Below are 23,870 nucleotides of genomic sequence, written 5' to 3' on the forward strand. Positions count from 1 at the left end.
GGGGGCACACCGTTGGGGGGTCGGTGGAGTCAGTGCCGGAATGGGGTCAGTGCCAGGGTTGCGTCACTGCCAGTCCACGACCAGCCAACCGCGGTGCGGCAGGTCCTGGTCGAGGCTGAGACCGACCGGCAGTTGGGGGGCGGCGTCGCGACGCCCGGACTCTCGCCTGGACGGCTTCTCCTCAGTCGCCAATGCTCCGCATTGGGCTCCCTCGTCGGCACCGCCCAGACTCGGCCCGGACGCCGCTCCTTCACCCACCCCCCAACTGCCGGTCGGTCTAGGCCCGTGGTGGTGCACGGTGAACCGGGCCGAGGTCGGTGGGGCGAGCGGGGCCAGCAGGGTCGCGCCGGAGGCCGCGGGGGTGGCTGGCAGGGCGATCCGCGGGCGGGCGGGGTCGGCGCTGCCGTTGGCCACGGCGAGCAGCCAGCCGCGCTCGGAGTGCGACAGGTGCGGGAGCAGGTGGGGGCCGCCGCTGACCAGCGGCAGGGTGGGGTGATCGCCCTCGAGGAAGCGGACCATGGCGTGCAACAGGCGCTGGCCGTCGTCGTCGTAGGGCAGCTGAGCCGGCGCGGTCGCGGCCAACACGGCGACCCGGCCGCCGAGTTCATTGCGGAAGACGAACCTGCCAGGGCCCCACCGCTGCTGATCGGGGGTCAGGATCGTGGTCCAGGTCTCGGTCCCGGGAGCGAGCTCCATGCGGGCCATCGCGGGCTGGACGTTGACGCTCAGGTACACGTCGTCCGATCGCACCAGCTCCAGGGCGTACGGCCCCACCCGGTCGGCGCTCTCGCGCTCGACGAGTGCACAGCGGTCGATCCCGAGCAGGTGGCCGAAGCCGCGCCGGGTGAGCACCTCGGCGGCCGAGCCGTCCAGCAGCAGCCCGCCGGCGAGCATCCGTTCGACCTCGACGTCCCCGAAGGCCCACGCCAGTTGACCGAAGACCGCCTGCACGGGAGCGTCACCCGCGGTGATCGGGACGCCGTAGCGCAGCAGATGGTCGGCGGTGGGGGCGGCATCGGCGGCCAGCTCGCCGAGGTCGCCGAGCTCGCCGCCGGCCCGGACGTGCACCCGCGCGGCCGCGTGCTGCGGCATCGGCACGCCGACGCCGTGGCTGCGCAGCGCGCGCGGCCGGCGCTGGGCGACCCAGTCGAGTGCGGGGCGGGAGCGGCGCAGCAGGTCGGCGACCTGTGGGAAGCGCTGGGCCCGGCCGGACTGCATCGGATGGACGTTGAGGAACATCGCGTCGGAGCCGGCGAGTTGGGCGGCGACCAGCTCGGACCAGGTCTGGGTGTCGGACTTGGACCAGCTGGTGTGCGGCCAGTTCTCGATCTCGGGCTCGCTGGTCACGTGGGCCGGTCGCAGCGACCGCTGGGCTTCCAGCATCCAGAGCGAGAAGCTGAGTTCGCGTCCGGGTGCGTCGCTGTAGCGGGCGAAGTGCGGGCGGTGGGCGACCTTGCCGTTGATGCTCAACGCCTCGAACAGGGCCGGCCAGTCCCGGCCCTCCACCGAGTGGACGCCGAGTTCGGAGCTCATCAGGCCGAGCTGGACGCGGCCGCCGGACTGCTCCCGGACCGCCTTCGCGACCTGCTCGGCGGCCTCCAACTGTGCGGTGCGCCAGACCTGTTGCAGTACGGAACGCCAGGGGTGCGGTTCCCCGGGCGCGGTGACGGCGGCCACCAGTCGCTCGCGGGTGACCGCTTCGCCGGCCAGCGCCGCGAACCGGTCCAGCATCAACGTCTCGAAGCCGCCGCCCCAGTGCAGCGGGGCGTGGTTGTGGTAGCGGAAGTCGTCCTCCAGCCAGAGCACCCGCAGGTCCAGGGCGGCGAACCGGGCGTAGTGGGCGGCCAGCCAGGCGCGCCAGCGCGGGCAGGCGAACGAGGCCTGGGCGGTGGCCGCTCGTCCGTCGGGGTCGACCATCGGGGCGAACCCGAGGGTGTCGGTGCGGCCGCGGTCGGCGTGGCCGGCGGTGACCCAGGGGTTCAGGCTGACCGACAGGCCGGCCTCGCGCAGGATCGTCGTCGCGGTGGCCGCGGTCCCCAGGGCCAGGTCCTCGGCTCGGCCGGCCGGGTGGCCGGTGTGGAACTCCTCAGCCCCGAGCAGCAACACCACCTCGTCGACCCCGGCCTCCCCGCAGAACTTCGCCAACTCCACGGCCTGCTGGGCGGCTTCCGGTCCGGGGTGGAGCTGGAAGCGCAGGTGGTACCTCGCGGACACGCGGGGACTCCTCACTTGGTGCTGCCGGCGACCAGACCGGCGCGCCAGAAGCGTTGCAGGGACAGGAAGAGGATCACCAGCGGGATCGCGGAGATCGCGGCCGCGGTGATCACGATATTGAAGGGGACGGCGCTGGGGCCGATGCCGCGCTGAGCCTGCCACCCGACGATGCCGACGGTGACCGGCTGGAGCCGGTCGTTGGCCAGCATCAGCACCGGCAGCAGGTAGTTGGTCCAGATCGCGACGAACTGGAAGAGGAAGATGGTCACCAGGGCCGGCGACATCACCCGCAGCGCGATGGTGGCGAAGATCCGGAACTCGCCGGCGCCGTCGATCCGTCCGGCCTCGATGAGCTCGTCGGGCACCGAGGAGCCGGCGTAGATCCGAGCCAGGTAGACGCCGAACGGGCTGACCATGCTGGGCAGCAGCACCGCCCAGTAGGTGTTGACCAGGTGGACGCCGGAGAACATCAGGTAGAGCGGGACGGCGAGCAGCGGCTGCGGGACCAGCACCGCGGCGAGGACCGAGTTGAAGGTGAACTCCCGACCACGGAACCGGTACTTGGCCAGCGTGTAGCCGGCGAGCGCGGCGATCAGGGTGCTGACGGTGGCGCCGCCGACGGCGTAGAGCGCGCTGTTGGCGAGCCACTGCCAGTAGATGCCGCCCTGTTGGGCGAAGACCTGGTGGACGTTGTCGAAGAGCGCGAAGCGGGCGAACCAGAAGCCGTTGCCGCTGAACAGGTCGGCGTTGGTCTTGGTGGAGGAGACCAGCAACCACCAGACGGGCGCCAGGAAGTACACCGAGGTGACCAGCAGCACGCCGAGGACCAGCCAGCGCGAGAGCGATTGACGGACAGTCACAGGGCCGCCCCCTTGCGCTGGACCAGCTTGAGGAAGCCGAAGGAGAGCACGAAGGCGAGCAGCGCGAGGATCACCGATTCGGCGGCGGCGGCGTTGAAGTTGTTGGCGTTCACGGCGTCGTAGGCGGCGTAGATGGGGGTGTAGGTGCTGGACAGGTTGGGGGCGACGTTGTGCAGGATGGCCGGCTCGTTGTAGAGCTGGGCGGTGCCGATGATCGAGAACACCGTGGTCAACACCAGTGCCGGCCGCACCAGCGGTACCTTGATCCGCCAGGCGATGCCGAAGGCCGAGCAGCCGTCCATGGTGGCCGCCTCGCTGAGTTCGGCGGGGATCGCCTGCAGCGCGGAGTAGATGATCAGCATGTTGTAGCCGGTCCAGCCCCAGGTCAGCATGTTGCCGATGGTGGGGGCCAGCATGGCGTTCGAGGTCAGGTCGAGGTGCAGGCCCAGGTGCCGGGCGGCGGCGCTGATCGGGCTCAGGCCAGGGGCGACCAGGTACGACCACATGATGGCGCCGACCACACCGGGCAGCGCGTACGGCAGGAAGAAGGCCAGCCGGAAGAACCGCTTGAAGAGCGTGGACTTGGCGTCCAGCAGCAGGGCCAGACCGAGCGCGATCAGCAGCATCAGCGGCACCTGCACGAGCCCGATCAGCAGGACCCGCAGCAGCGAGCCGCGGAAGTCCGCGTCGCCCAGCGCGGTGGCGTAGTTGGACAGCCCGGCGAAGACCTGGGTGGGTGCGGTCAGGCCGAGGCCGGAGCGGTGCATCCGGAACAGGCTCTGGTAGAGCGTGTAGCCGATCGGGGCCAGGTAGAACGCCGCGAACGGCACCAGGAACGGGGCGAGGAAGAGGGCGACGGGACGCCCGCGCCGGCGGCGACCGGGGCGGGCGAGGCCGGCGGCCCTGCTCCTGTCGGCTGCTCGCCCCCGGAGAGCGGTGGTCATGCGTGGGTTGCCTTTCGGTGCTCGAACGCGCGGGTGGGCGCGGTGCGGCGGCGGTTGACGGCGGGCCGGTTGACGGCAGGTCAGCCGCCCGCCACGCTCAGCCCCTGCTGCTTCATCCCGGCCACCGTCTTGCTCTGCACGGTGGCGAGCATGGCGGTCAGCGTGGTGCCGCCGGTCCCGGCCTGCCCGAGACCGTCACCGAGGTCGGTCGAGGTCTGGGTCATGGTCGGGCCCCACTGCCAGTCGGTGTTGATGTGGGCGGTCTCGGCCTTGAACACGTCGAAGATGGTCTGGCCGCCGTAGAAGGCGTCCGGCGCGGCGAGCGTCGGGTTGGCCAGGCCCGAGGTGGCGGCGGGGTAGATCCCGGTGACCTTGATCAGGTTGCTGACGCTGTCCGCGTCGGTGCTCATCCAGGTGGCGAACTCGGTGGCCTCCTTGGCGTGGCCGCAGCCCTTGAGCACCGCGGTGGCCGAGCCGCCGTCGTTGCCGTACACCGGGTTGGCGGCGTCCCAGACCGGCATCGGCGCGACGGCCCACTGGCCCGCGCCGTCCTTGACGCTGCTGGCGATGATCGGCGCGTCCCAGACCGCGTTGACGTCGGAGAGCACCTTGCCGCTCGCCATGTCGCTGTAGAGCGAGGGGTCGTAGCTCGGATCGGTCTTCAGCAGCTTCTTGTCCAGCAGGCCCTGCCAGAAGCCGGCCACCTTCTGGTTCGCGGCATTGTTGATGCTCACCTGCCACTGGTCGCCGGCGGTGCCGAACCAGCCCGCGCCGGCCTGCCAGGCCAGGCCTGCGTAGTTGTAGGCGTCGTTGCCGAGGTCGCCCAGGTAGACGGTGGGGTCGGCGGCGTGCACCTTCGCGGCGTCGGCCGCGTACTCGTCCCAGGTGGCCGGCGGCGTGGTGATGCCGTACTTGGCGAACAGGTCCTTGCGGTACATCAGCGCCATCGGTGCGGTGTCGACCGGGATGCCGTAGGTCTGGCCGCCGATCGTGACCTGCTTCCAGGTCCAGTCGGCGAACTGCCCCTTGGCGTCGGTGGCGTACTTGCCGACGTCGGTGAGCGCGCCGGCGGCGGCGAAGCTGGGCAGCGTCTCGTAGCCGACCTGCGCCAGGCAGGGGGCGTTGCCGGCCTTGGCGGCGGTGAGCATCTTCGTGTAGCCGCCCTTGGAGCCGGAGGCGGTCTTGTCGAAGGTGACCTGGATGTTCGGGTGGCTCTGGTTGAACAGGGCCACTGACTGGTCGTAACCCGGCGCCCAGCCCCAGAAGTCCAGCTTCACCACGCCACTGGACGAGCCGGCCTCGTCCTTCGAACCGGAGCCGCTGGAGGAGCAGCCGGCGGCCAGCATCGCAGCCGCGAGGACCACGGTTGCGGCGGCCAGGGAGTGGGATCTCGGCTTCACGTACGTCTCCTGGAGTTTCATGGGTGGAACAGCACAGTTTCGATCATGTTCGCGCAGAGCTGAGCATGGTCAATTCGTTCGGCTATTGTTTGAACTAACCCTGGCCAAGTCAATAGGCTGGTCGGCACAGACGATCCGCACAGACGGTCCGCACAGGCGAGAGGAGACCCGGTGAAGCAGGCGCTGCGGGGCACGGGCGTACGCGAGTTGGCCATGGCACGCCCGGCCGTCGCGCGGGACCGGTCCGCGTCCCGGCGGGCGAACCTGAGCATGGTGCTGCGGCTGCTGCGCGACGAGGGCCCGCGCTCCCGGGCCCGGATCGCCGAGGACACCGGCCTGCCCAAGGCCACCGTCTCCCACCTGATCGCCGAACTGCTCGACGGCGGCCTGGTCCGGGAGGGCGAGGCCGAACGCGACCGCAACGCCGTGGGCCGGCCCGGCCAGGCGGTCGACGTGGACGGTCGCAGCGTCCACGGCCTGGGCGCCGAGATCAACGTGGACTACATCAGCCTGCTCGCCCTCAACCTGCGCGGCGAGGTCACCTTCGAGCGCCGCACCCCGCTGGATGTGCGCGCCGCCGGCCCGCAGGCCGCGCTGGACGCGGTGGCCCGGCTGATCGCCGACGGCATGGCGGCCGTGCGCGACGCGGGTGGCCACGTCGTCGGCATCACCCTGGCCACACCCGGCGCCGTCGACATGGACGCGGGCGTCGTCAAGTACGCCTCCAACATCGGCTGGCGGGAAGTCCCGGCCCTGGCCGGCCTGCACGAGCGGCTCGGCCCCGGCGCCCCGGAGCTGCACCTGGAGAACGACGCCAAACTCGGCGCGCTGGCCGAGTACGTGCTGGCCTCCGCCGACAACGTGCGCGACCTGGTCTACGTCACCGGCCAGACCGGCGTCGGCGTCGGCATCATCGCCGGCGGCCAACTCCTGCGCGGCACCGGCGGATACGCGGGCGAGGTCGGACACCTGCGGCTGGTCCCCTCCGACGAACCCTGCGCCTGCGGGCGGATCGGCTGCTGGGAGACCACGGTCGGACGCGACGCGCTGCTGCGCTACGCCGCCGACCCCACCGACCCTGTCCGCGACCCGATGCTCGACCTCGGACAGCGCCTGGCCGAGTTGCACGAACGGGCACACGCCGGCGATCCGCGCACCCTGGCCGCGCTCGACCGGATCGCCGACCACCTCGCGCCCGGGCTGGCCCTGCTCGCCGACATCCTCAACCCCCGACTGCTGATCCTGGGCGGCCACTTCGCCTACTTCGGCGAGCACCTGATCGACGCGGTCACCGCCCAGGTCCGCGACCTGGTGATGGCACCCGACACCGGCGGCTGCGAGATCGCCCTCTCCCGACTCGGCCTCGCGGGCACCGTACGCGGCGCCGCACTGCTGGCGCTGGACGCCGTGTACCAGGATCCGACGGCGGCGATGACGGGCGCTTAGGGCCTGCCGGATTCGTTGACGCGCCATCACGGTGCCCATATATTCCGGTTTCGAGCAGGATCGCGCAAACTCGCGCAGGATCAATCAGATTCGCGCACCGGGTTCGCGCTCCCCCGATCCTCAGGAAGGACCCACCCATGTCCGGATCCCCCTCCTCTCGCCCCGAGACCGTTGCGGCCGGCGGGGTGCCGCGCCGCGCCGTCCTGCGCACGGCCCTGTCCCTCGGCGCGCTGTTCGCGCTCGGCTCCCTGCCGGAGTTCACCACGGGAGCAGCGGCGGTGACGCGCCCCGGTGCACCGACCCTGGTTCCCGACTCCCAGACCGTCACGCTCTGGTACACCGCGCCCGGGACCGAGGCGGTGATCATGGAACAGGGCCTGCCGATCGGCAACGGGCGGCTGGGCGCGATGGTCACCGGCGACCCGTCCCACGACGCGCTGTACCTGTCGGACGCCACCTTGTGGACCGGCGACGCGAACGCCTCGCTCGGCTCGGACGGCCAATTCGCATACGACAGTACGGACTTCGGCAGCTTCGGGCTGCTGGCCCAGGCGTACCTGGAGATCCCGGCCCACACCACCGCCGCGATCAACGGCTACCGCCGCGCACTCGACCTCTCCAACGGCCTGGTGACCGCCTCCTACCAGCTGGGCGGCGTGACGTACCGGCGCGAGGTGTACTCCAGCCGGCCCGACGATGTCATCGTCATCCGCCTCACCCAGAGCGGCGGCGGCTCGTACACCGGATCGCTGACGCTGACGGGCACCAGGGGCGAGACGGTCTCGGCCGACACGGCGACCGTGAGCGTCTCGTTCGACGCCGCCCTGCCGAACTCGCTGCGGTACGCGACCGTGGTGCAGGCGGTGGGCACCGGCGGCACGGTGTCCGCCGCCGGCGCGCAGCTGAGCTTCGCCGACTGCCGCGAGGTGCTGCTGGTCGTCTCGGGCGGCACCAACTACAAGGCGGACGCGTCCATCGGCTACAAGGACACCTCCATCGCGCCGCTCACGGTCGCCCGCCACCGGGCCGCGGCCGCGGCCACCGTCGCCGGAACGGCCCTGCTCGCCACCCACGTTGCCGACTACCAGCGACTCCAGCAGGCCATGACGGTGAACCTGGGCGCCTCCAGCGCCGCCCAACGGGCCATGGACACCGCCTCCCGGCTCACCGCCCGCGCCGCCGCCGGCTCCGCACCCGATCCCGAACTCGAGGCGTCCTTCCTGCACTTCGGCCGCTATCTGATGATCTGCGGCTCGCGCGACAGTCTCCCGATCAACCTCCAGGGCCTGTGGATCGACCGCAACGACCCGGACTGGATGAGCGACTACCACACCGACATCAACCTCCAGATGAACTACTGGCTGCCCGACCGCACGGGCCTGTCGGAGTGCTTCGACACCCTCACCGACTACTGCATCGCCCAACTGCCAGGCTGGCAGGCCACCACCCGGGACCTCTTCCAGGACACCCGCAACGGGTTCCGCAACTCCTCCGGCAAGGTGGCCGGTTGGACGCTGGCCATCTCCACCAACATCTGGGGCGGCAACGGCTGGTGGTGGCACCCGGCCGGCAGCGCCTGGATCTCCAACTCGCTGTACCAGCACTACCAGTACACCCAGGACACCGGTCACCTGGAGCGCATCTACCCGCTGCTCAAAGGCGCCTGCGAGTTCTGGGAAGCCAGGCTCATCACCACCACCGTGCCCGACCCGGCGACCGGCGGCACCCGCCAGGTGCTCGTCGACGACCACGATTGGTCGCCCGAGCAGGGCCCGACCGACGCGATTGGCATCACCTACGCGCAGGAACTCGTCTGGCAGCTCTTCCGGAACTACCAGGAGGCCGCTGCCGCTCTGGGCCGGGACGCCGGCTACGCCAGCACCATCGCAGGCCTCCAGGACCAGCTGTACCTGCCCGAGATCAGCGCCACCAGCGGCTGGCTGGAGGAGTGGATGAGCAACGACAACCTCGGTGAGACCACGCACCGCCACCTCTCCCCGCTCATCGGGCTCTTCCCCGGCGACCGGATCAACCTCCAGGACTCCCCGCCCGCGCTCATCGAGGCGGCCACCACCCTGCTGACCGCGCGCGGCATGGTCAGCTTCGGCTGGGGCTGCGCCTGGCGCGCGCTGTGCTGGGCGCAGTTGAAGAACGCCGACAAGGCCTACCAGCTGGTCCTCACCGTCATGCAGCCGTCCGTGAACTTCGCCAACGGTGTCGGCATCAACATGTTCAACATGTACAGCTTCGGCAACCGCTCGGTCTTCCAGAACGACGGCAACTTCGGCGCGCCGTCGGCGATGGTGGAGATGCTGGTGCAGTCCCGGCCCGGCCGGGTCGAGCTGCTGCCCGCGCTGCCGTCGGCCTGGGCGGCGTCGGGCAGCATCACCGGCATCGGCGTGCGCGGCGGCCTGAGCGTGGACCTGAGTTGGGCGTCCGGCCAGGTCACCACCGCCACGCTGCGCGGGAGCGCCGGAGCGAGCACCACCGTCGTCTTCGGGGCATGGAGCCAGGCGGTCACCATCCCCGCCGGTGGCTCGGTGACCGTGACACCGCCGGCCCAGAGCACGGTCTGCCAACTGGTCAACCGGCTGAGCGGGAAGGCCATCGACGTACCCGGTGCCTCCACCGTCGCGGGCACCACCCTGATCCAGTACACCCCCGGCACCGCCGCCAACCAGCACTTCCGGTTCACAGGTGTCGGGGGCGACACCTACGAGATCGACTGCACGCACACGGCCCTGGCCTGGGACATCAACGGCGGTTCCACCGCCGACGGCGCCACGTTGATCGAATGGACGCCCACCCACGGCACCAACCAGCAGTGGCGGATCACCGACACCGGCGACGGCTACATCACCATCGCCTCCGTGCGCAGTGGCAAGGTGCTCGGCGTCACGCAGGACTCCACGGCCGACCTGGCGACCATCGAGCAGCAGAGCGCCAACTCCGGTCCGGGCCAGCAGTGGCGACGCATCCCGGTGTGACGCAAGCGGAGTTCCAGCGCCTGGGCTTTCATCGGCACTGTCCGGACTTCGGCCCGTCCACCGTGTTACCCGTCTGCCACAGCGTCGGTGCGTTGCCGTCGCAACTCAGGGGCCCACCAACGACATTGCCCTCGAACTCCGGGACCGTCTGGTCGGGCAGCAGGCCGCTGCCGCTGTTGCCCGTGATGGTCACCGGCGCCTGCAGCGTGTTGCCGGAGACCTCCATGCCCCCGGTGTTGCCGTTGAGGCTCACCGGGGCTTCGACCGTGTTGCCCGCGCAGCCTGTCGTGTCGCCCTGGTCGGAACCGATCAGCACGAAGCCGGTGGTCCCGTTGACGCCGAGCGGGCTGGACAGGGTCGACTGGCAGACGGTGAGCGCGGCAGCGCCGTTGACGGAGACCGGGCCGTTGATCCGGGTGCCGGAGACGGCCAGGGCACCGCCCGGCCGCACCGTGACCGGCCCGTCCTGCTCGCCGCCGGGGGCCATGCACAGCGACTGGCCGGAGGCCACCGTCAGCTTGCCGTGGTGCTCCGTGATGCACGGCTCGCTGAAACCGACGGTCACGTCGGCGGGCTGCGCCGCGCTGCTCGCGGTGAAGTTCGGGTCCCCGCCGTAGGTGGCGGTGATGCCGTGGTCCCCCGGCTGGAACTTGCTGGTGGTGAAGCTCGCCCGGCCACCGCTCAGCGGCACGGTCGCCAGCGTCGTCGTCCCGTCCGAGAAGGTGACCGACCCCGTCGGGGTGCCCTCGGCCGGGGCGGCCGGGGCGACGGTCGCGGTCACGGTGACGGAGTGTCCGAAGAGCGGGGTGGCGGTATCCGAGGTGAGGGAGACCGAAGTTCCGTACTGGAACGACACAACGGCCTTACCGTTGCCCTGGTTGACACCCTGGAGGAGGGAGACGCCGGTCGCCGCCGGCTCCGCGTAGCTGCTGCCCCCGCCACCGCCCGCGCCCGGGAAGTAGCCCGGGTTGCCGCCACCGGAGCCGCCGCCACCGCCGTGCCAGCCGCCACCACCACCGCCACCGCCAGGGCCGCCCGCACCGCCGTTGCCGCCGGTGCCGCCGCTGCCCGGGTCGGGCTCACCGGTGATGGGGTCGAGGTCGATGCCGGGGGTGCCGGGGCCGCCGTTCAAGGTGTTGGGGTTGCCGTGACCGGCCGCGATCCGGCTGCCGCCGCCGCCCGCGAGACCCGAGCCCAGCGGACCGTTGCTCTGGCCGCCGTCCAGGCCGACCTCGCCGCCGCCGGCGCCGCCCTGGAGCTCGGGGCCGCCGTTGCCGGCGCCGCCGCCACCGCCCGCGACCAGGACGCGGTCGGAGCCACCGAACGCGCCGACCCGGACGTCCGAGCCGCCGCCGCCCGAACCGCCGCCGCCGTGCGCGCCGCCGCCGCCGCGCCCGTGGCCGGTGCCGCCGGGACGGGCGAACTCACCGTGGCGGGACGATCCGGGGATGCCGGCCGCGCCCAGGGTGAGTTGGATGGTCTGGCCCGGGGTCACGGGCAGGGTGGCGCGGGTCTCGCCGCCGAGGCCGCCGGGTGCTCCGGAGATCGCCGGGTGGGGGACGATGTAGCCGGCCGCGCTGCCGCCCTCGGCACCGGACAGGTCGACGGTGACCGCTGTCACGCCGTCCGGGACGGTGAAGGTGTCCGTACCAACGGAGTTGTAGGTGCAGGTGGGCTGCGGGGCAGTGGTGAAGACACCACCCGTGCCGCAGGGCGCGGCCGCACTCGCCGTGGCGGCGGCCGCAGTGAGGGGCACGATCGCGACGGCGACGAGGCCCGTGGCGCCGGCCAACGAGATCACCGTGGATCCGAGGATCGTCCGACGGGAGTTCGGGGTGTTGCTGCTCATGGGAGTTGACGCTTTCTCTCCGGTCCTGTGTGCGACCGGGGTGGGGAGAGATCCCGCAGGCGGGATCGGCCCGCCTGCGGATGGGGTTCAGTCGATGGCTCAGACGCCGTCGTTGGCGCAGAGCGCCCAGACGTCCGAGTAGGTGTTGGTGGAGCCGGCTCCGCCGGTGTGGGTGTAGCCGGTCCAGTACGCGGCCGACGTGGTCCCGTCGCCGACCGGATTGCCGCTGCTGTCGCTGGGGTAGCTGCCGTTGAGGTGGTCGCCGCCCGAGCCCGGTCCGGTGAAGTCGGTGGTCGTGACGCTGCCGCCGCTGATGGCCGCGCCGCCGCTGACCAGACTGCCGTCGGTGCCGCAGCCCACGGTCACGGTCTGGCCCGTGGTCGCCGAGGTCGGGCCGCTCGCCTCGCTGTAGTGGACCTTCACGGTCACGCCGCTGACGTTGATGCCACTACCACTGCAGATCGCGTACGCGAACGTGGTGTTGGTGGTGCCGCCACCGCCGCCGTTCCAGCCGACCGCCGTCCAGGAGTCGGGGTTGGTCTCACCGTCGGCCGCGGCCTTCTGGCCGTAGTCGTGCGCCGAGTTGTCGAAGGTGGGAAAGCTCGCGATCGGCTTGAGGCTGCCGACCGAGGCCGGGGTGGTCCGGGCGCCGCCGCCCAGCAGGACGGTGTTGGCGGGGCAGGTCGCGGTGGTCACGCCCAGCGTCGCGCTGTTGCTCGGCGCGGCGACCTTGTTCATGACGGTCTGGGTGTGGTTGATCAGGTTGCTGCTGAAGCACACCGCGTACGGGGTGGACGAGAACGAGCTGTTCACCGCGCCCCCGCTGCCGCCGATGCCGAGCCAGTGGGTGTTGTCGGTACCCACCACACCGGTCGAGCCGGTGTACTCGGTGGAGCCGTCGGAGCTGGGCTCGGTGCCGTTCACGTGGTTGCCGTTGGACGTCATACCAGTACCGATGGCCTGGTCGATGCCGCCGCCGGAGATGAGACCGCTGCTGCAGTCCGCGTGGGTCGAGATCTCGGAGAAGGTGGTGCTGGGGCCGGCGGTGGCCCCGGGGGTCTTCACGGTCACGCTCACGGTGTTGGCGTGCGCGACACCTGGCACCGCCACGGCGGCCAGTACGGCACCTATGACCAGCGCCCTACCTGCGCCGAAACCCACGCCGAAGCGCCGCAGAGATCTTTTTCCCATCGAATTCTCCCTTGTTGATTCCGGGGCGACGAACGCGGCCTGGCGGCGCTCTTGGATGCGGCATCCGGGATCGTCTTCCGTGGACCGAGCAGCCGTGGAGCGAGCAGGCGTGGACCGAGCAGCCGTGTACCGAGCAGCCGTCACGGGTCTGTTGGTCGACGCGGATGCCGGCTCCCGGCAGCGTGACGGACCAGGATGTTGGACCGCCGCCTCGCCGCCCTCATCATGGGTCACGGATGCGGACCGTGACAGGGTCGCGGGGGTGGCATCTGCGGTCGATTCTGTCGATCTGACCTGGTAGATGCGACACTTGACAGGCCTTCGATCCCGGGACCGAAGAGTTGACGTTGCGTCTCACGACCCGCCGTGGGGACACCGGCTCGCGCAGGGGCCCGCCCGGCTCGACGTCGAAGGGGCACGGGCCATGGGACGGCTCCGGTTTCACTGCCGTTGGCTGTTCGTCATGGCGAATGACCAATTAGTGTGCCGAAGCACCGGACGAAACCCCTCGGCCCGGCCCGTCGGAGCGGCAGGAGCGGCAGATGGCCTCGCAGCGCGTCGTGATCGGTGTGGACAGCTCGACGCAGTCCACCAAAGCGCTCGCCGTGGACGCCGACACCGGCGCCGTCCTGGGCCAGGGGCGGGCCGGACACACCGTCAGCACGGGTGCCGGGCGCGAGAGCGACCCGGAGCAGTGGTGGCAGGCGTTCGGCGAGGCCGTCGGGCGGACCGGCTGGGCCGACCGCGCGGCCGCGGTCTCGGTCGCCGGCCAGCAGCACGGGCTGGTCACCCTGGACGCCGCCGGGAGGCCGATCCGCCCCGCGATGCTCTGGAACGACGTGCGCTCTGCGCCCCAGGCGGCGGAACTTGCTGCTTGCTATAGCACACTGGAGATCTCCCGTCGCACCGGCAGCGTCCCGACCGCCGCCTTCACCGCCGCCAAGTGGGCCTGGCTGCGCGCCAACGAGCCACAGGCCGCCGCTCGCACGGCCGCCGTCAGGCTCCCCCACGACTTCCTGACGGAGCGTCTGACCGGCGAGGCCACCACCGACCGCGGCGACGCCTCCGGCACCGGCTGGTGGGGCCCGGGCGGATACGACCGGGAGATCCTCGGCCACCTCGACCTCGACCCGGCACTGCTGCCACGGGTGCTCGACCCGGGCAGCGCGGCCGGCACCGTCCGCCCCGGACTGCCAGTGCGCGCCGGCGCGCTGGTGGCGACCGGAACCGGCGACAACATGGCCGCCGCCCTCGGCCTGGGCCTGGCGCCCGGGCAGCCCGTGCTCAGCCTCGGCACCTCCGGCACCGTCTACACCGTCGGCCGCACCCGACCCGCCGATCCGAGCGGGACCGTCGCCGGGTTCGCCGACGCGCTCGGCGACTGGCTACCACTGGCCTGCACGCTCAACTGCACCCTCGCCGTCGACCGCCTCGCCGAACTCATCGGACGCGATCGCGAGGCCGTCGAGCCCGGCGGCGCTGCCGTGGTGCTCCCCTATCTCGACGGGGAGCGCACGCCGGACCTCCCGTTCGCGTCCGGCCTGATCCACGGCCTGCGCCACGACACCACGGCCGGCCAGCTGCTCCAGGCCGCCTACGACGGCGCCGCCCACGCCCTGCTCACCGCCCTCGACGACGTCCTGCGCGCCGGCGGCGAGGACCCGGCCCCGGACCGACCCCTGCTGCTGATCGGCGGCGGCGCGCGCGGCCACGCCTGGCAGCAGACCGTACGGCGACTCTCCGGTCGACCGGTCCAGATCCCCGCCGCCGGCGATCTGGTCGCCCTCGGCGCGGCCGCCCAGGCCGCCGCCCTGCTCACCGGCGAGCCCGCCGACAGCGTCGCCCGGCGCTGGCGCACCGCCGAGGGACCGGTGCTGGAGGCGGTTGCCCGGGACGACGACACGCTGCATCGGATCACGGACACGCTGCGCCGGGCCGGGGCGCTGCAAGGAGCTCCGGGAACGGCGGCCAGGACGGACGGGCGGTGACAGCGGTCGCGGCTGCCACAACCAACAGTTGTTCCCCTAGGGTGTCGGCATGGACCTCGACACCGTCCGGACCTTCGTCGCCGCCGCCGAAGCGGGGCAGTTCCAGGAGGCCGCCGCCGAGCTGGCGGTCACCCAGCAGGCCGTCTCCAAGCGCATCGCCACGCTGGAACGAAGCCTGGGCGTGCGGCTGTTCACCCGCACCGCGCGCGGCGCCGAACTCACCATCGACGGGCAGGCGTTCCTGCCCCACGCGCGCGAGCTGCTGCGCGTCGCCGAGCGCGCGGTCGCGTCCGTGCGCACCGGCCGCCGTCCCCTGCGCGTCGACGTGATCGCCTCGCGCAGCGCGCAGTCGGGCCTGATGCGCGGCTTCCACCGCGCGCACCCCGACATCGAGCTCGACGTGCTGATGCTGTTCGACGTCGAGACGGCCGTCGCCGCCATCCGGTCCGGTGCCATCGACGCGTCCTTCCGCGCCGTCGCCGCGCCCGGCCGGCCCCTTCCCGAGGACATCGAGTCCGTCCGGGTGCTCGACGAGCCGCTCCAGCTCCTCACCGGCCCCGCCCACGCGCTGGCGGGCGCCCGGTCGGTGACCCTCGCTCAGCTCGTCGGGCACCGGATCTGGATGCCCGGCATCGTCCCCGGTACCGAGTGGGCCGCCTACTACGACGACCTCGTCGCCGAGTTCGGCCTCACCATCGAGGCGACCGGCCCCAACTTCGGCTCCGACGCGCTCCTCGACACCATCGCCGACACGCCGGCCCTGGCCACCTTCATGGGCGGGAAATCCAGACTCGTCTGGCCCGACGACCACGGCCTGCGCCGGATCCCAGTGACCGACCCGACGCCCGTCTACCCACACTCGCTCCTCTGGCACCGCGACAACCCCCACCCCGCGCTGGCCACCCTCCGCGCCCACCTCGCCGCCGCAGCGACCGGCCACGACGCCGCCGGCACCTGGGTGCCGGACTGGGTGCTTCCGCGCTGACCGTGATCAAGCCGCCAGCCGCCGGCCCCGCTCGAAGAAGGCCAGCAGGCGGTCCACGCCGCCGAGTTCGCGGATCGTGGCCGCCGCGCCGAACGGCGCGTTCCAGAACCGCCCCTGCTGCCGGGCTTGCGGGCCGACGTACGCGTACGGCTCGGCCTGGAAGCCGTCCCCGGGAGAGACCCCGTAGTCGACCGCGTCCACGGTCACGGAGAGGTCGAAGTGCTCGGGCCAGATGACCGGATCCGCCCCGTCGAACATCCGGCGAAGTGCGGCGTCGCCGACCGCGAAAGCCTGTGCGATCAGGTGGGCGGCCTGCGGGTCGGCTTCGATCACGTCCTCGGGGCCGACACCCGACCCGTCCTGGTAGAGCCCGGCGGGCGCACCGGCCGTGACCCCGACCGCGGCCGCGAGAGCGGCGCAGGTGGTCCGCTCCAGGAAGAGGCGCTGTCCGGACGCCACCAGTTCCGCCGCCACGACCTGCCCGTGCGGCTCCGCCCGGGTGGCGAAGCCGCCGAGGGACGCGCGCAGCCTGATCGTGCCGCTGGCCCGGAACTGCGGCCCGGCCAGGACCAGCTCGGCCACGGCGTGCAGGGCGCGGCGGGTGCGTACCAACGTTTCGACGTCCATAGCGGCCATGCTCTCCCACCGCGCGCCCGGATCCCGCCTGCGGCGCGCTTGCGGACATCGGCTGGCACGGGTCAGAAGTCCGGGTGCGGTTCGAGGAGCGCGCGCAGGTCGATGATCCGGTAGCCGCGGGCCCGCACGGTGTCGATGATGCGGGGCAGGGCCTGCACGTCGAGGTTGGGACGGCCCTGGTCGGCACCGACGTGCATCTCCACGATCTCGCCAGGGCCGAGCGCATCGACGGCGCGGGCAACGGTCTGGTCGACGGACATGCCGCCGGCGGTGCCGAGGTAGCCGTTGGTGTCGGCGCTGAACTCGATGTCCGCGAAGCCCAGCGCGTTGACGGCCGCGATCGCCTGCGCGGTGGTGTCACTGAAGGGGAACCGGAAGAACGGGAGCGACGGCCGCCCGATCGCCCGGCGGATGGCCCGGTCCGCTCTGATGACCTCGTCCTGCGCCTGCTGGGGGGTGAGGCCGGGGAACTCCGGGTGGCTGTAGGAGTGGTTGCCGATGCCGTGCTCGGCCGCCATCATCCGCGCACCCTGGGGCTCACGATCCGCGAACGCTCCGGTCAGGAAGAAGGTGGCCGGAGCCTTCGCCCGGCGCAGCGTCGTCAGGACGCCGTCCAGTCCGTCCGTGTTCCAGTCGGCGTTGAACGTCAGTGCGACGACCCGCCGTTCGGTGGGCAGGGTGCGGTTCTCCGAGCCGAAGAGCCTGCGCACCGCCTCCGAGGTATCGGCCGGCGCCGGCCCCGAGCCGCCCGAGCTCGCTGCTGCGGCCCGCGCCGGTGTGCGGGTGGCGGCAAGCGCCAGGCCGGCGGTCGTGATCAACAGGCGTCGCGAGAAGTCACTGTGAAACCCGATCATGAACGCAGTATCGTCCCCACCGGCCCTTGCGCGATCCCGGCGCGCGGGACTCGGGAACAGGGAAGGGGACGAGACTGGTGAACGGCGCCTTGGACGCCCACGAGGGCACGCTGGACCAGGACGGCCGCACCCTGCGGTCCGCTTTCCTCGCGGCCCTGGGCGTGGACGTGGATCCGGCACAGGAGGAGATCCTGCGACGGGAGTTGGAGGTCCTCTCGCATCCGCGGGCCCGCGTCGCCGCAGCGCGGCAGGAGCCGCAGGACACGCTCGTCCAGTTCCTGGCGACGACCCGGCTGGCGGTGCCCGAGGACGCGGTCCAGGCGTTCAGGGCACAGCTGGCGCAGGCCACCGATCCGCAGGCGGCGCCGGGGCCCGAGCCTGACCGGTCCCCTCGCGATGCCCTGCACTCCTGCGTGGCGCGCCTGTTCGGCCACCCCGCGCGGGCTCTCGCGGCACAGCTCGACCTGCTGATCACCGAGTGCGGCCGCGACGGCCGGGCCCTGGACAGCTGGACGGTGCGCCGGCTCTACGCGGAAGCCGGCGACCTGTGCGACGTCTGGGCACTGGCCCTGGCCGACCACCTCTGCGAGGGCTTCAGCCGCACCAGCACGTCCGACGAGGTGTTCGCGACCGAAGTCGCGGTCCTGGGCAGGTTCGACCCGTCCGACGCCGGCGAGCGGCGGATCGACATGGCCGACCTGGTACGCCAGTTGACCGAGCTGGTGGCCTTGGACCAGTGGAGGCTGCTCCCCCGCGACCACTGGCCCAACGCGCAGCTGCCGTCGCTGGGCTGGCCGGCCGTGCTGGTCCAGGCGCAGTACCGGCTCCGCCAGCTGGCGGCGGCCGGCCCCAGCGCCACCGTGGCGGAGGGCACAGGTGACGCGCCGCCCGTGCCCGTCGAGCGGATCGACCGGCGGCACGGTCAGGCCCGCCACCTCCTCGCCGCCTACGGTGCCGACGAACGCTACGGCCTGACGTTCGATCAACCCGGTGTCGGACATCAGCGCATTCGACGCTCCCACCACGAACCGATGCCGCAGGCGACGGCGGTCCAGCTGGCCGACCTCGCCTGGGCGCTGCGCCGACAGCCCGAGCTGATGCGGGTGTACGGGCTCGGCCCGCCCGACGCGGCGAGCGAGACCGCCGCCGCCCTGACCGTCCTGCTCCACTGCCGTCAAGCCGGCGTCCACCGGCAGGGCGCCGACCTCCCCGCCTGGTGGACCGAACCGGTGCCCGGCCCCGGCCAACTCCCCCTCGACTCCTGGGAACTGCGCGAACACTTCCCCGAGCTGCGCCGACTGCTCGCGCTGTACCACGACCTGATGACGCGGGGGGCGGTCGGGGACTACTGGGAGACCCACGACCCCGCGACGCTCGTCCATCTGGTCTCCGTCGCCTATCTCGACTCCTGCGGCGCCAGCGGCCGGGTCGCCGCCGAGCTGTCCGCCGAGATCGCCTCGTTGTGCCTGCTCTTCACCGGGGACGAGCAAGTGGACCGCGCCGTCGCGCTGCTCGGGGAGCAGCCGCGCGAGTCCCCAGCGGTCCCCTGGTGGGACGACCTGACCTGGCACGCGTGGTTGCGGGAGGTGGGCGCCGACGTGATGTGGCACGCCCGGCGCTGAAACCCGAGGAACGGGCGGCCGCTCAGCCCTGACCACGCGGAGCTCGGGTGGCCACGGCCGCCGCCTGACCGAGGTGTCCTCGGGCCGGGCGCGCTCGTCCATGCAGGAGGCACACGCTTTCCTTCACGCGCTTGATCCGGCCGCCGCCGCTGCCAGCACTGCCCACCTGATCGCGTAGAAGGAGCACCGTGGAGAAGACCAAGTTCGAGACCTTCACAGACTCGGATGCCGCTGCCCAGGTGCTGGATGAGATAGCGCCGCTGTACGAGCAGGTGTTCGCAGAGCCGCCGTACTTCGAGGGGCCCCGCGACCTGGTCGGGTTCCTGGAGGGCTACGAGTCGTTCCGGACCATGCCCGGCTTTCGGCTGGTGCTGGCCCGCGCAGGTGCGCTGGTCGGCTTCGCTTTCGGCGTCCTGCTCGGAGCGCGTCACACTTGCGGTCCGGCCCGAAGCGCAGGCTGCCATGAAGATGTACGAAGCCCTTGGTTACCGGGAGCTGGGCGACAAGACCCCGGCTTGGGAAGGCGCCCCGGTGTACCGCTACATGATCCGCTAGGGCTCGGCCTCTGACCTCCCGACGACCGCCCCGGTCCCCGGCCTTGGGCCGGGGCGGTCGCGTTGCTGAGGGCGCGGTACTCGGCGTAGGGGCCGCCGCGCGGTCAAGCCGCCGCCACTGACCGCCCCATGGACCTCGCGACTGTCGGCCACCGCCTGGATTCACGACGGCCCGAGATACCCGCAGACGCCGAACCGGGCAGTGGCGGCCGCACCTGGTGAACGGTCAGACGACGCCAGGCGGCCACCAGGATCAGCAGCAACAGGGCGAGCGTCGTCCGGCGCAGGCAGCCGGAGCGTCTGTTGGGCCTTCTTCGGTTGATCTCGACGTGGCCGCCGGGCGGGATGCCGGGGTGGCGTCTGGCGTAGTGGTCGATCTGCTGCTGTTCGCCCTGGGACCGGCTGAGCCACGGGGTCTTGAATCCGCACTCGCCGCACCAGTAGCGGTAGGCCATGTTGACTCCTCGGATGTCGCCCTGCGGCGGGGTGTCGTCATGCCGGCAGCCGCATCGTGGCCAGCCGGCCGGGGTCCTGGGCGAGACCGACGCCTCGGCTCAGCTCCTGCTCCTGTTCCGGAGCCGGACGCCCGAGAAGATCCGGTAGGCGCCGTAGAGCACCGGGCCCCAGGCGATGACGTAGACGCCGCCACCCTGGGCCTGCGCGATGGTCACGACGGTGATGAGCAGGCCGCCGAGCAGCCAGGCCACGCCGAAGCCGATGGCGCGCTTGCCCTTGGTCTCCCAGATGACCCGCTGCTGAGGGGAGACGACGGTGTACGGCGCGGCGGCGCTCGCGTACGGCGGCGCGGCGGTGTCGTTGTTGTTGTCGGTGGTGGGCATCTGAACTCCCTTTAGACGATCGGACGGTCGTGCCGGCGCAGCGCGGCGACGATCTGGTCGACGAACGCGTCGCGGCCGTCCACCAGGAGCAAGGGGATGAGGAACGAGGTGCCGTCGCCGGCCTCCAGCCGGTACCCGACGACGCGGCCCACCGTGCTCTGGTCGCCGCGCTGGTGGACGCTCTTGAGCCGGGTCACCTCCGGCCACGCGACGGCCTGCGGGCCGGACCTGCTGGTGTGCACGATTCCGTGGGCGTACAGGTAGTTCGCCCGGGTGCCGGAGACCAGGCCCCGCACGCCGTAGCCGATTCCGCCGACCGCCGCGAACAGGAAGGCGAGGGTGAGCGCGTGCAGCAGCGAGTGGGCGAGCGAGAACTGCGAGGTCCGGGAGCTCGCGAAGCCCAGCGCGAGCGTCAGCGCCAGGCCGACGGCGCCGGTGCCCCAACCCACGCTCACCGCGCGCCCGGCGGAGACGCCGCGCCGGACGTCGACCAGGCCGCCGAGCCCCCGGACCGCGGCCAGCCGGGCGACCTCCTCGGGGACGGCCGCCTCGGGGACGGGCTCGGGGACGGCCTGTGGCGCGGTCCACGCGCTCGCTGATCGGGCCCTGCCGTGTTCGGTGTCTGCCATACGGATCCGACTCCTGCGTTCTCGCTCGCGCGTCGTCGACACGCGTCACGCCTGCTGGTCATGGGGAACTGGGGAACTGGGGAACTTGGGTGACGGGGGGTGGCGGCCCTACGGCCTCTCAGGGTCCGCACGGCCACCCCCCTGCACCACCGATCGTCGGGTTCCCGCTGGTCAGCGAACAGGCCACGGCACCGGCCATATATGACCGGGCGTACCGGTAGGCTCACCTGCGGCGATACTGGCGAGCAAGGGGAAACGAACCAGTGACTGATCAGCTCGGCACGCTATTACGCCGGCTGCGCCGTCAGGCGGGGCTGACGCAGGAGCAGTTGGCGGAACGGTCCGGGGTGAGTGTTCGCACCATTCGCCGGCTGGAGACCGGCAAGTCCACCGACCATCGGCTGGGCACGGTGAACCTGCTGGCGGACGCGCTGGACCTCGGGCAGGAGGAGCGCCGGCTGCTGGCGGCCCTGCTCGCGAAGGCGCAGGGCGGGGCGACATCCGAAGCGGCGGCACCCGAAGCGGTGCGGGCCGCGCCCGTACCGTCCGAGGCCGACACCGAAGCCGACACCGAGCCCCAGAGCGACACCGAGGGCGAGGGCGACACCGAGGGCGACACCGACGCCGAGCCCGCGCCGCCGCCCTTCACGGCTCCCGCTCCGCTGCCCGTCCACGGCGAGCTGGCCGAGGCCGTGGAGGAGTTGGCGCGGGAGATCCGGCGCCGCTGGCGGCGCGAGGAGGAGCAGCGCCGGGTCCACGACCCGTTTCCGCTGCCGGTCCGCTGGCAGCAGGTGCCGGCGGGTCTGACGGACCGTTCGGAGAACATCCAGCGTCTCGGGCCGGGCGCCGTGCCGCGCCAGGTCGACCTGAGCGGTGACCTGCGCAGCGTGGCGGAGGTCTACCGGCGGATATCCTCGGGGCGGTTGGTGATACTCGGCCGGGCCGGCTCGGGGAAGTCGATCCTGACGATCAGATTCGTCCTGGACGTCCTGGAGGGCCGGACCGCCCCCGGCCGGGTGCCGGTCATCTTCAGCCTCGGTTCCTGGGACCCGAGCAGCACCGACCTGCGGGACTGGATGATCGGCCGCCTGCTGCGCGACCACCCGCACCTGGCCCGCCGCAGCCCCGGCGGTTCGACGCTGGCCGCCGCGATGGTCGACGCCGACCTCATCCTCCCGGTCCTCGACGGATTCGACGAGATCGCGGAGGGCTTGCGGCGCGAGGCACTCGAGGCGCTGAACGCCATCTCGCTGCCGCTGGTCCTCACCAGCCGCCGCGCTGAGTTCGCCGAGGCCGTGCAGGCGGCGCACGCACCGCTGGTCTGGGCGGCGGGGATCGAGCTCGCCGACCTCACCCTCGACAACCTCGCCGGCTACCTGCCCCGCACCGCCCGCGCGGTCGGCCACGGGCAGGCAGCGGGCGACCGCGGGGGCAGACCCCTGTGGGACCCCGTCCTCGACGAGCTGCGCGCCCGCGAAACCCCGGGCGGCGCGAACCTGGCCGCCGTACTCACCACCCCGCTCATGGTCATCCTGGCGCGCACCATGTACAGCGAGGCGCCCGACCGGGATCCGGCCGAACTGCTGGACACCGCCCGCTTCCCCAGCGCGCACTCCCTCGAGGACCACCTGCTGGCGGGGTTCGTGCCGGCGGTCTACCGGCACCGCGTCCCCGACCAGGTCGCCGGCGGCTCCCAACGCCGCCAGCGCGGTTGGGATCCGGAGCGCGCCCAGCAGTGGCTCGGCTACCTGGCCCACCACCTGGTGCGGCACGATGTCGACCAGCAGGATCTCGCCTGGTGGCGGATCAGCGACTCGCTGCGGCGCTCGACCCGGATCATCGCCGTGGTCCTGGCGACCGCGCTGAGCATCACCCTGGCCGACTGGCTCGTCTTCGCGCTGTCCAGCCCGGTCGACAGCGGCGAGATCCTCCTCCAGGGGGCCCTGATGGGGCCGGTCGCCGGCCTCGCCTTCGGCTGCGTCTACGCGGTCGTCATGGTCGCCTACCGCAGCGGTCCGGCGTTCGAGCCGACCCGCGTGCGGTTGCGGCTGCCCGGCCGCCAGTTCGGCGGCGGACGGCGGACGTTGCGCACGTTCGCCCGCCGGTTCGGGGACGGCCTGCTCGGCGGATCGGTCATGGGCGTCGGCTGCGCCTGCGCGCTCGCGCTGGAGCGCGCGCTGTATCCGGGGCTGCCGCTCACCAATCCGCAGGTGATCGAAGCCACCCTGATCAACATGGTCTGCTTCGGCCTGATCTTCGGGCTGGCCGCCGGGCTGGTCTTCGGGCTGGTGGCGGCGCTCGAGGCGCCGGTTGACGTCACCTCCGCGGCCACCCCGGTCAGCCTGCTGTCCGCCAACCGCGCGACGGTGGGCCGTCAGGTCCTGGTCCTGGCACCGCTGTTCACGCTGGCGATCGCCGGCGCGGGCCGCCTGGTGGTCGACCTGCTCCAGGGCTCGCTGGGGCCGCTGAACTGGGGGCTGTCGGCCGGCCTGTTCATCGGCGCGGTCGGCGGGATCGGCGGCGCCGTCTCCTACGCCCTCGCGTTCACCGCGTGGGGGCAGTGGGTCGTGCTGTCCCGGATCTGGCTGCCGCTGACCGGCAAGCTGCCCTGGGACACGGTCGCCTTCCTGGAGGACGCCTACCAGCGCGGCGTGCTGCGCCAGACCGGCGCGGTGTACCAGTTCCGCCACGTCCGGCTGCAGCACCACCTCGGCCGCACCTTCCGCGAGCGGCAGGCCAAGTACCGACCGGCCAGCTTCCCCACCGCGCGGAACGACTCGACCTGACGACGCGCGGCCGGCCGTCCCCCGCTCCCTGAAGCGCTGGGGACTGAGGCGCCGGGGACTGAGGCGCTGGGGGCTGCCAAGTCGTC

General features: G+C 72.2%; 18 protein-coding genes. 7 read left to right on the plus strand and 11 right to left on the minus strand.

What is annotated here, in order from left to right:
* Positions 1-63: 63 nt before the first annotated feature.
* The 4 genes from ABH937_RS24870 to ABH937_RS24885 all read right to left on the minus strand — a co-directional run bounded on the left by ABH937_RS24870 (position 64) and on the right by ABH937_RS24885 (position 5,418).
* The gene (locus ABH937_RS24870; protein ID WP_370219520.1) at positions 64-2,214 is read right to left on the minus strand and encodes a hypothetical protein; all 2,151 of its coding nucleotides are present in this window, start codon (positions 2,212-2,214) and stop codon (positions 64-66) included.
* A gap of 11 nt (positions 2,215-2,225) precedes the next feature.
* A complete protein-coding gene (locus ABH937_RS24875; RefSeq protein ID WP_370219521.1) occupies positions 2,226-3,074 on the minus strand; it encodes a carbohydrate ABC transporter permease in 849 nt (282 codons plus the stop codon).
* On the minus strand, positions 3,071-4,018 hold the full coding sequence (locus tag ABH937_RS24880; RefSeq protein WP_280689482.1) for a sugar ABC transporter permease: 948 nt from the start codon (positions 4,016-4,018) through the stop codon (positions 3,071-3,073). The genes ABH937_RS24875 and ABH937_RS24880 overlap by 4 nt, the downstream gene beginning before the upstream one ends.
* Before the next feature lie 80 nt (positions 4,019-4,098).
* The gene (locus ABH937_RS24885; protein WP_370219522.1) at positions 4,099-5,418 is read right to left on the minus strand and encodes an extracellular solute-binding protein; all 1,320 of its coding nucleotides are present in this window, start codon (positions 5,416-5,418) and stop codon (positions 4,099-4,101) included.
* 171 nt (positions 5,419-5,589) lie between these two features.
* Here ABH937_RS24885 and ABH937_RS24890 point away from each other — a divergent pair, with 171 nt between their 5' ends.
* Positions 5,590-6,864: an ROK family transcriptional regulator gene (locus tag ABH937_RS24890; protein WP_280689480.1), complete on the plus strand. Its 1,275-nt coding sequence runs from the start codon at positions 5,590-5,592 to the stop codon at positions 6,862-6,864.
* 137 nt (positions 6,865-7,001) lie between these two features.
* Positions 7,002-9,851, plus strand: coding sequence for a glycoside hydrolase N-terminal domain-containing protein (locus ABH937_RS24895; RefSeq protein ID WP_370219523.1), 2,850 nt, complete (start codon positions 7,002-7,004; stop codon positions 9,849-9,851).
* Between the two features lie 28 nt (positions 9,852-9,879).
* On the opposite strand, the gene ABH937_RS24900 is transcribed toward ABH937_RS24895, so the two are convergent.
* Complete coding sequence (locus tag ABH937_RS24900) at positions 9,880-11,700, minus strand: Ig-like domain-containing protein (protein WP_370219524.1); 1,821 nt, start codon at positions 11,698-11,700, stop codon at positions 9,880-9,882.
* 99 nt (positions 11,701-11,799) lie between these two features.
* The gene (locus ABH937_RS24905) at positions 11,800-12,891 is read right to left on the minus strand and encodes a hypothetical protein (RefSeq protein ID WP_370219525.1); all 1,092 of its coding nucleotides are present in this window, start codon (positions 12,889-12,891) and stop codon (positions 11,800-11,802) included.
* Positions 12,892-13,433: 542 nt separating this feature from the next.
* On the opposite strand from ABH937_RS24905, the gene xylB reads away from it, so the two are divergent.
* Both xylB and ABH937_RS24915 read left to right on the plus strand, forming a co-directional pair.
* A complete protein-coding gene (xylB, locus tag ABH937_RS24910) occupies positions 13,434-14,879 on the plus strand; it encodes a xylulokinase (protein WP_370219526.1) in 1,446 nt (481 codons plus the stop codon).
* Positions 14,880-14,928: 49 nt separating this feature from the next.
* The gene (locus tag ABH937_RS24915; protein WP_370219527.1) at positions 14,929-15,864 is read left to right on the plus strand and encodes a LysR family transcriptional regulator; all 936 of its coding nucleotides are present in this window, start codon (positions 14,929-14,931) and stop codon (positions 15,862-15,864) included.
* Between the two features lie 6 nt (positions 15,865-15,870).
* Here the strand turns inward: ABH937_RS24915 and ABH937_RS24920 are convergent, their stop codons facing one another.
* Positions 15,871-16,491 (minus strand): hypothetical protein, encoded by a 621-nt coding sequence (locus tag ABH937_RS24920; RefSeq protein ID WP_370219528.1) that lies wholly within the window; start codon positions 16,489-16,491, stop codon positions 15,871-15,873.
* Between the two features lie 71 nt (positions 16,492-16,562).
* Positions 16,563-17,354, minus strand: coding sequence for a polysaccharide deacetylase family protein (locus ABH937_RS24925; RefSeq protein WP_370219529.1), 792 nt, complete (start codon positions 17,352-17,354; stop codon positions 16,563-16,565).
* A 77-nt stretch (positions 17,355-17,431) separates the two neighbouring features.
* On the opposite strand from ABH937_RS24925, the gene ABH937_RS24930 reads away from it, so the two are divergent.
* Together ABH937_RS24930 and ABH937_RS24935 are read left to right on the plus strand one after the other, a co-directional pair.
* Positions 17,432-18,976, plus strand: a complete 1,545-nt coding sequence (locus ABH937_RS24930; protein WP_370219530.1) for a hypothetical protein — start codon at positions 17,432-17,434, stop codon at positions 18,974-18,976.
* 188 nt (positions 18,977-19,164) lie between these two features.
* Positions 19,165-19,545: a hypothetical protein gene (locus tag ABH937_RS24935; protein ID WP_370219531.1), complete on the plus strand. Its 381-nt coding sequence runs from the start codon at positions 19,165-19,167 to the stop codon at positions 19,543-19,545.
* A gap of 89 nt (positions 19,546-19,634) precedes the next feature.
* Here ABH937_RS24935 and ABH937_RS24940 read toward each other — a convergent pair whose 3' ends face one another.
* The 3 genes from ABH937_RS24940 to ABH937_RS24950 all read right to left on the minus strand — a co-directional run bounded on the left by ABH937_RS24940 (position 19,635) and on the right by ABH937_RS24950 (position 20,998).
* Positions 19,635-19,985 (minus strand): hypothetical protein, encoded by a 351-nt coding sequence (locus ABH937_RS24940; RefSeq protein WP_280689471.1) that lies wholly within the window; start codon positions 19,983-19,985, stop codon positions 19,635-19,637.
* Between the two features lie 99 nt (positions 19,986-20,084).
* On the minus strand, positions 20,085-20,369 hold the full coding sequence (locus tag ABH937_RS24945; protein WP_280689470.1) for a hypothetical protein: 285 nt from the start codon (positions 20,367-20,369) through the stop codon (positions 20,085-20,087).
* 11 nt (positions 20,370-20,380) lie between these two features.
* On the minus strand, positions 20,381-20,998 hold the full coding sequence (locus ABH937_RS24950) for a hypothetical protein (RefSeq protein ID WP_280689469.1): 618 nt from the start codon (positions 20,996-20,998) through the stop codon (positions 20,381-20,383).
* A gap of 263 nt (positions 20,999-21,261) precedes the next feature.
* Between ABH937_RS24950 and ABH937_RS24955 the strand changes: the two genes are divergently transcribed.
* Positions 21,262-23,784: a helix-turn-helix domain-containing protein gene (locus ABH937_RS24955; protein WP_370219532.1), complete on the plus strand. Its 2,523-nt coding sequence runs from the start codon at positions 21,262-21,264 to the stop codon at positions 23,782-23,784.
* The last annotated feature ends 86 nt before the right edge of the window (positions 23,785-23,870 follow it).

The organism is Kitasatospora sp. GAS1066B (assembly GCF_041262605.1).
GTDB lineage: Bacteria > Actinomycetota > Actinomycetes > Streptomycetales > Streptomycetaceae > Kitasatospora.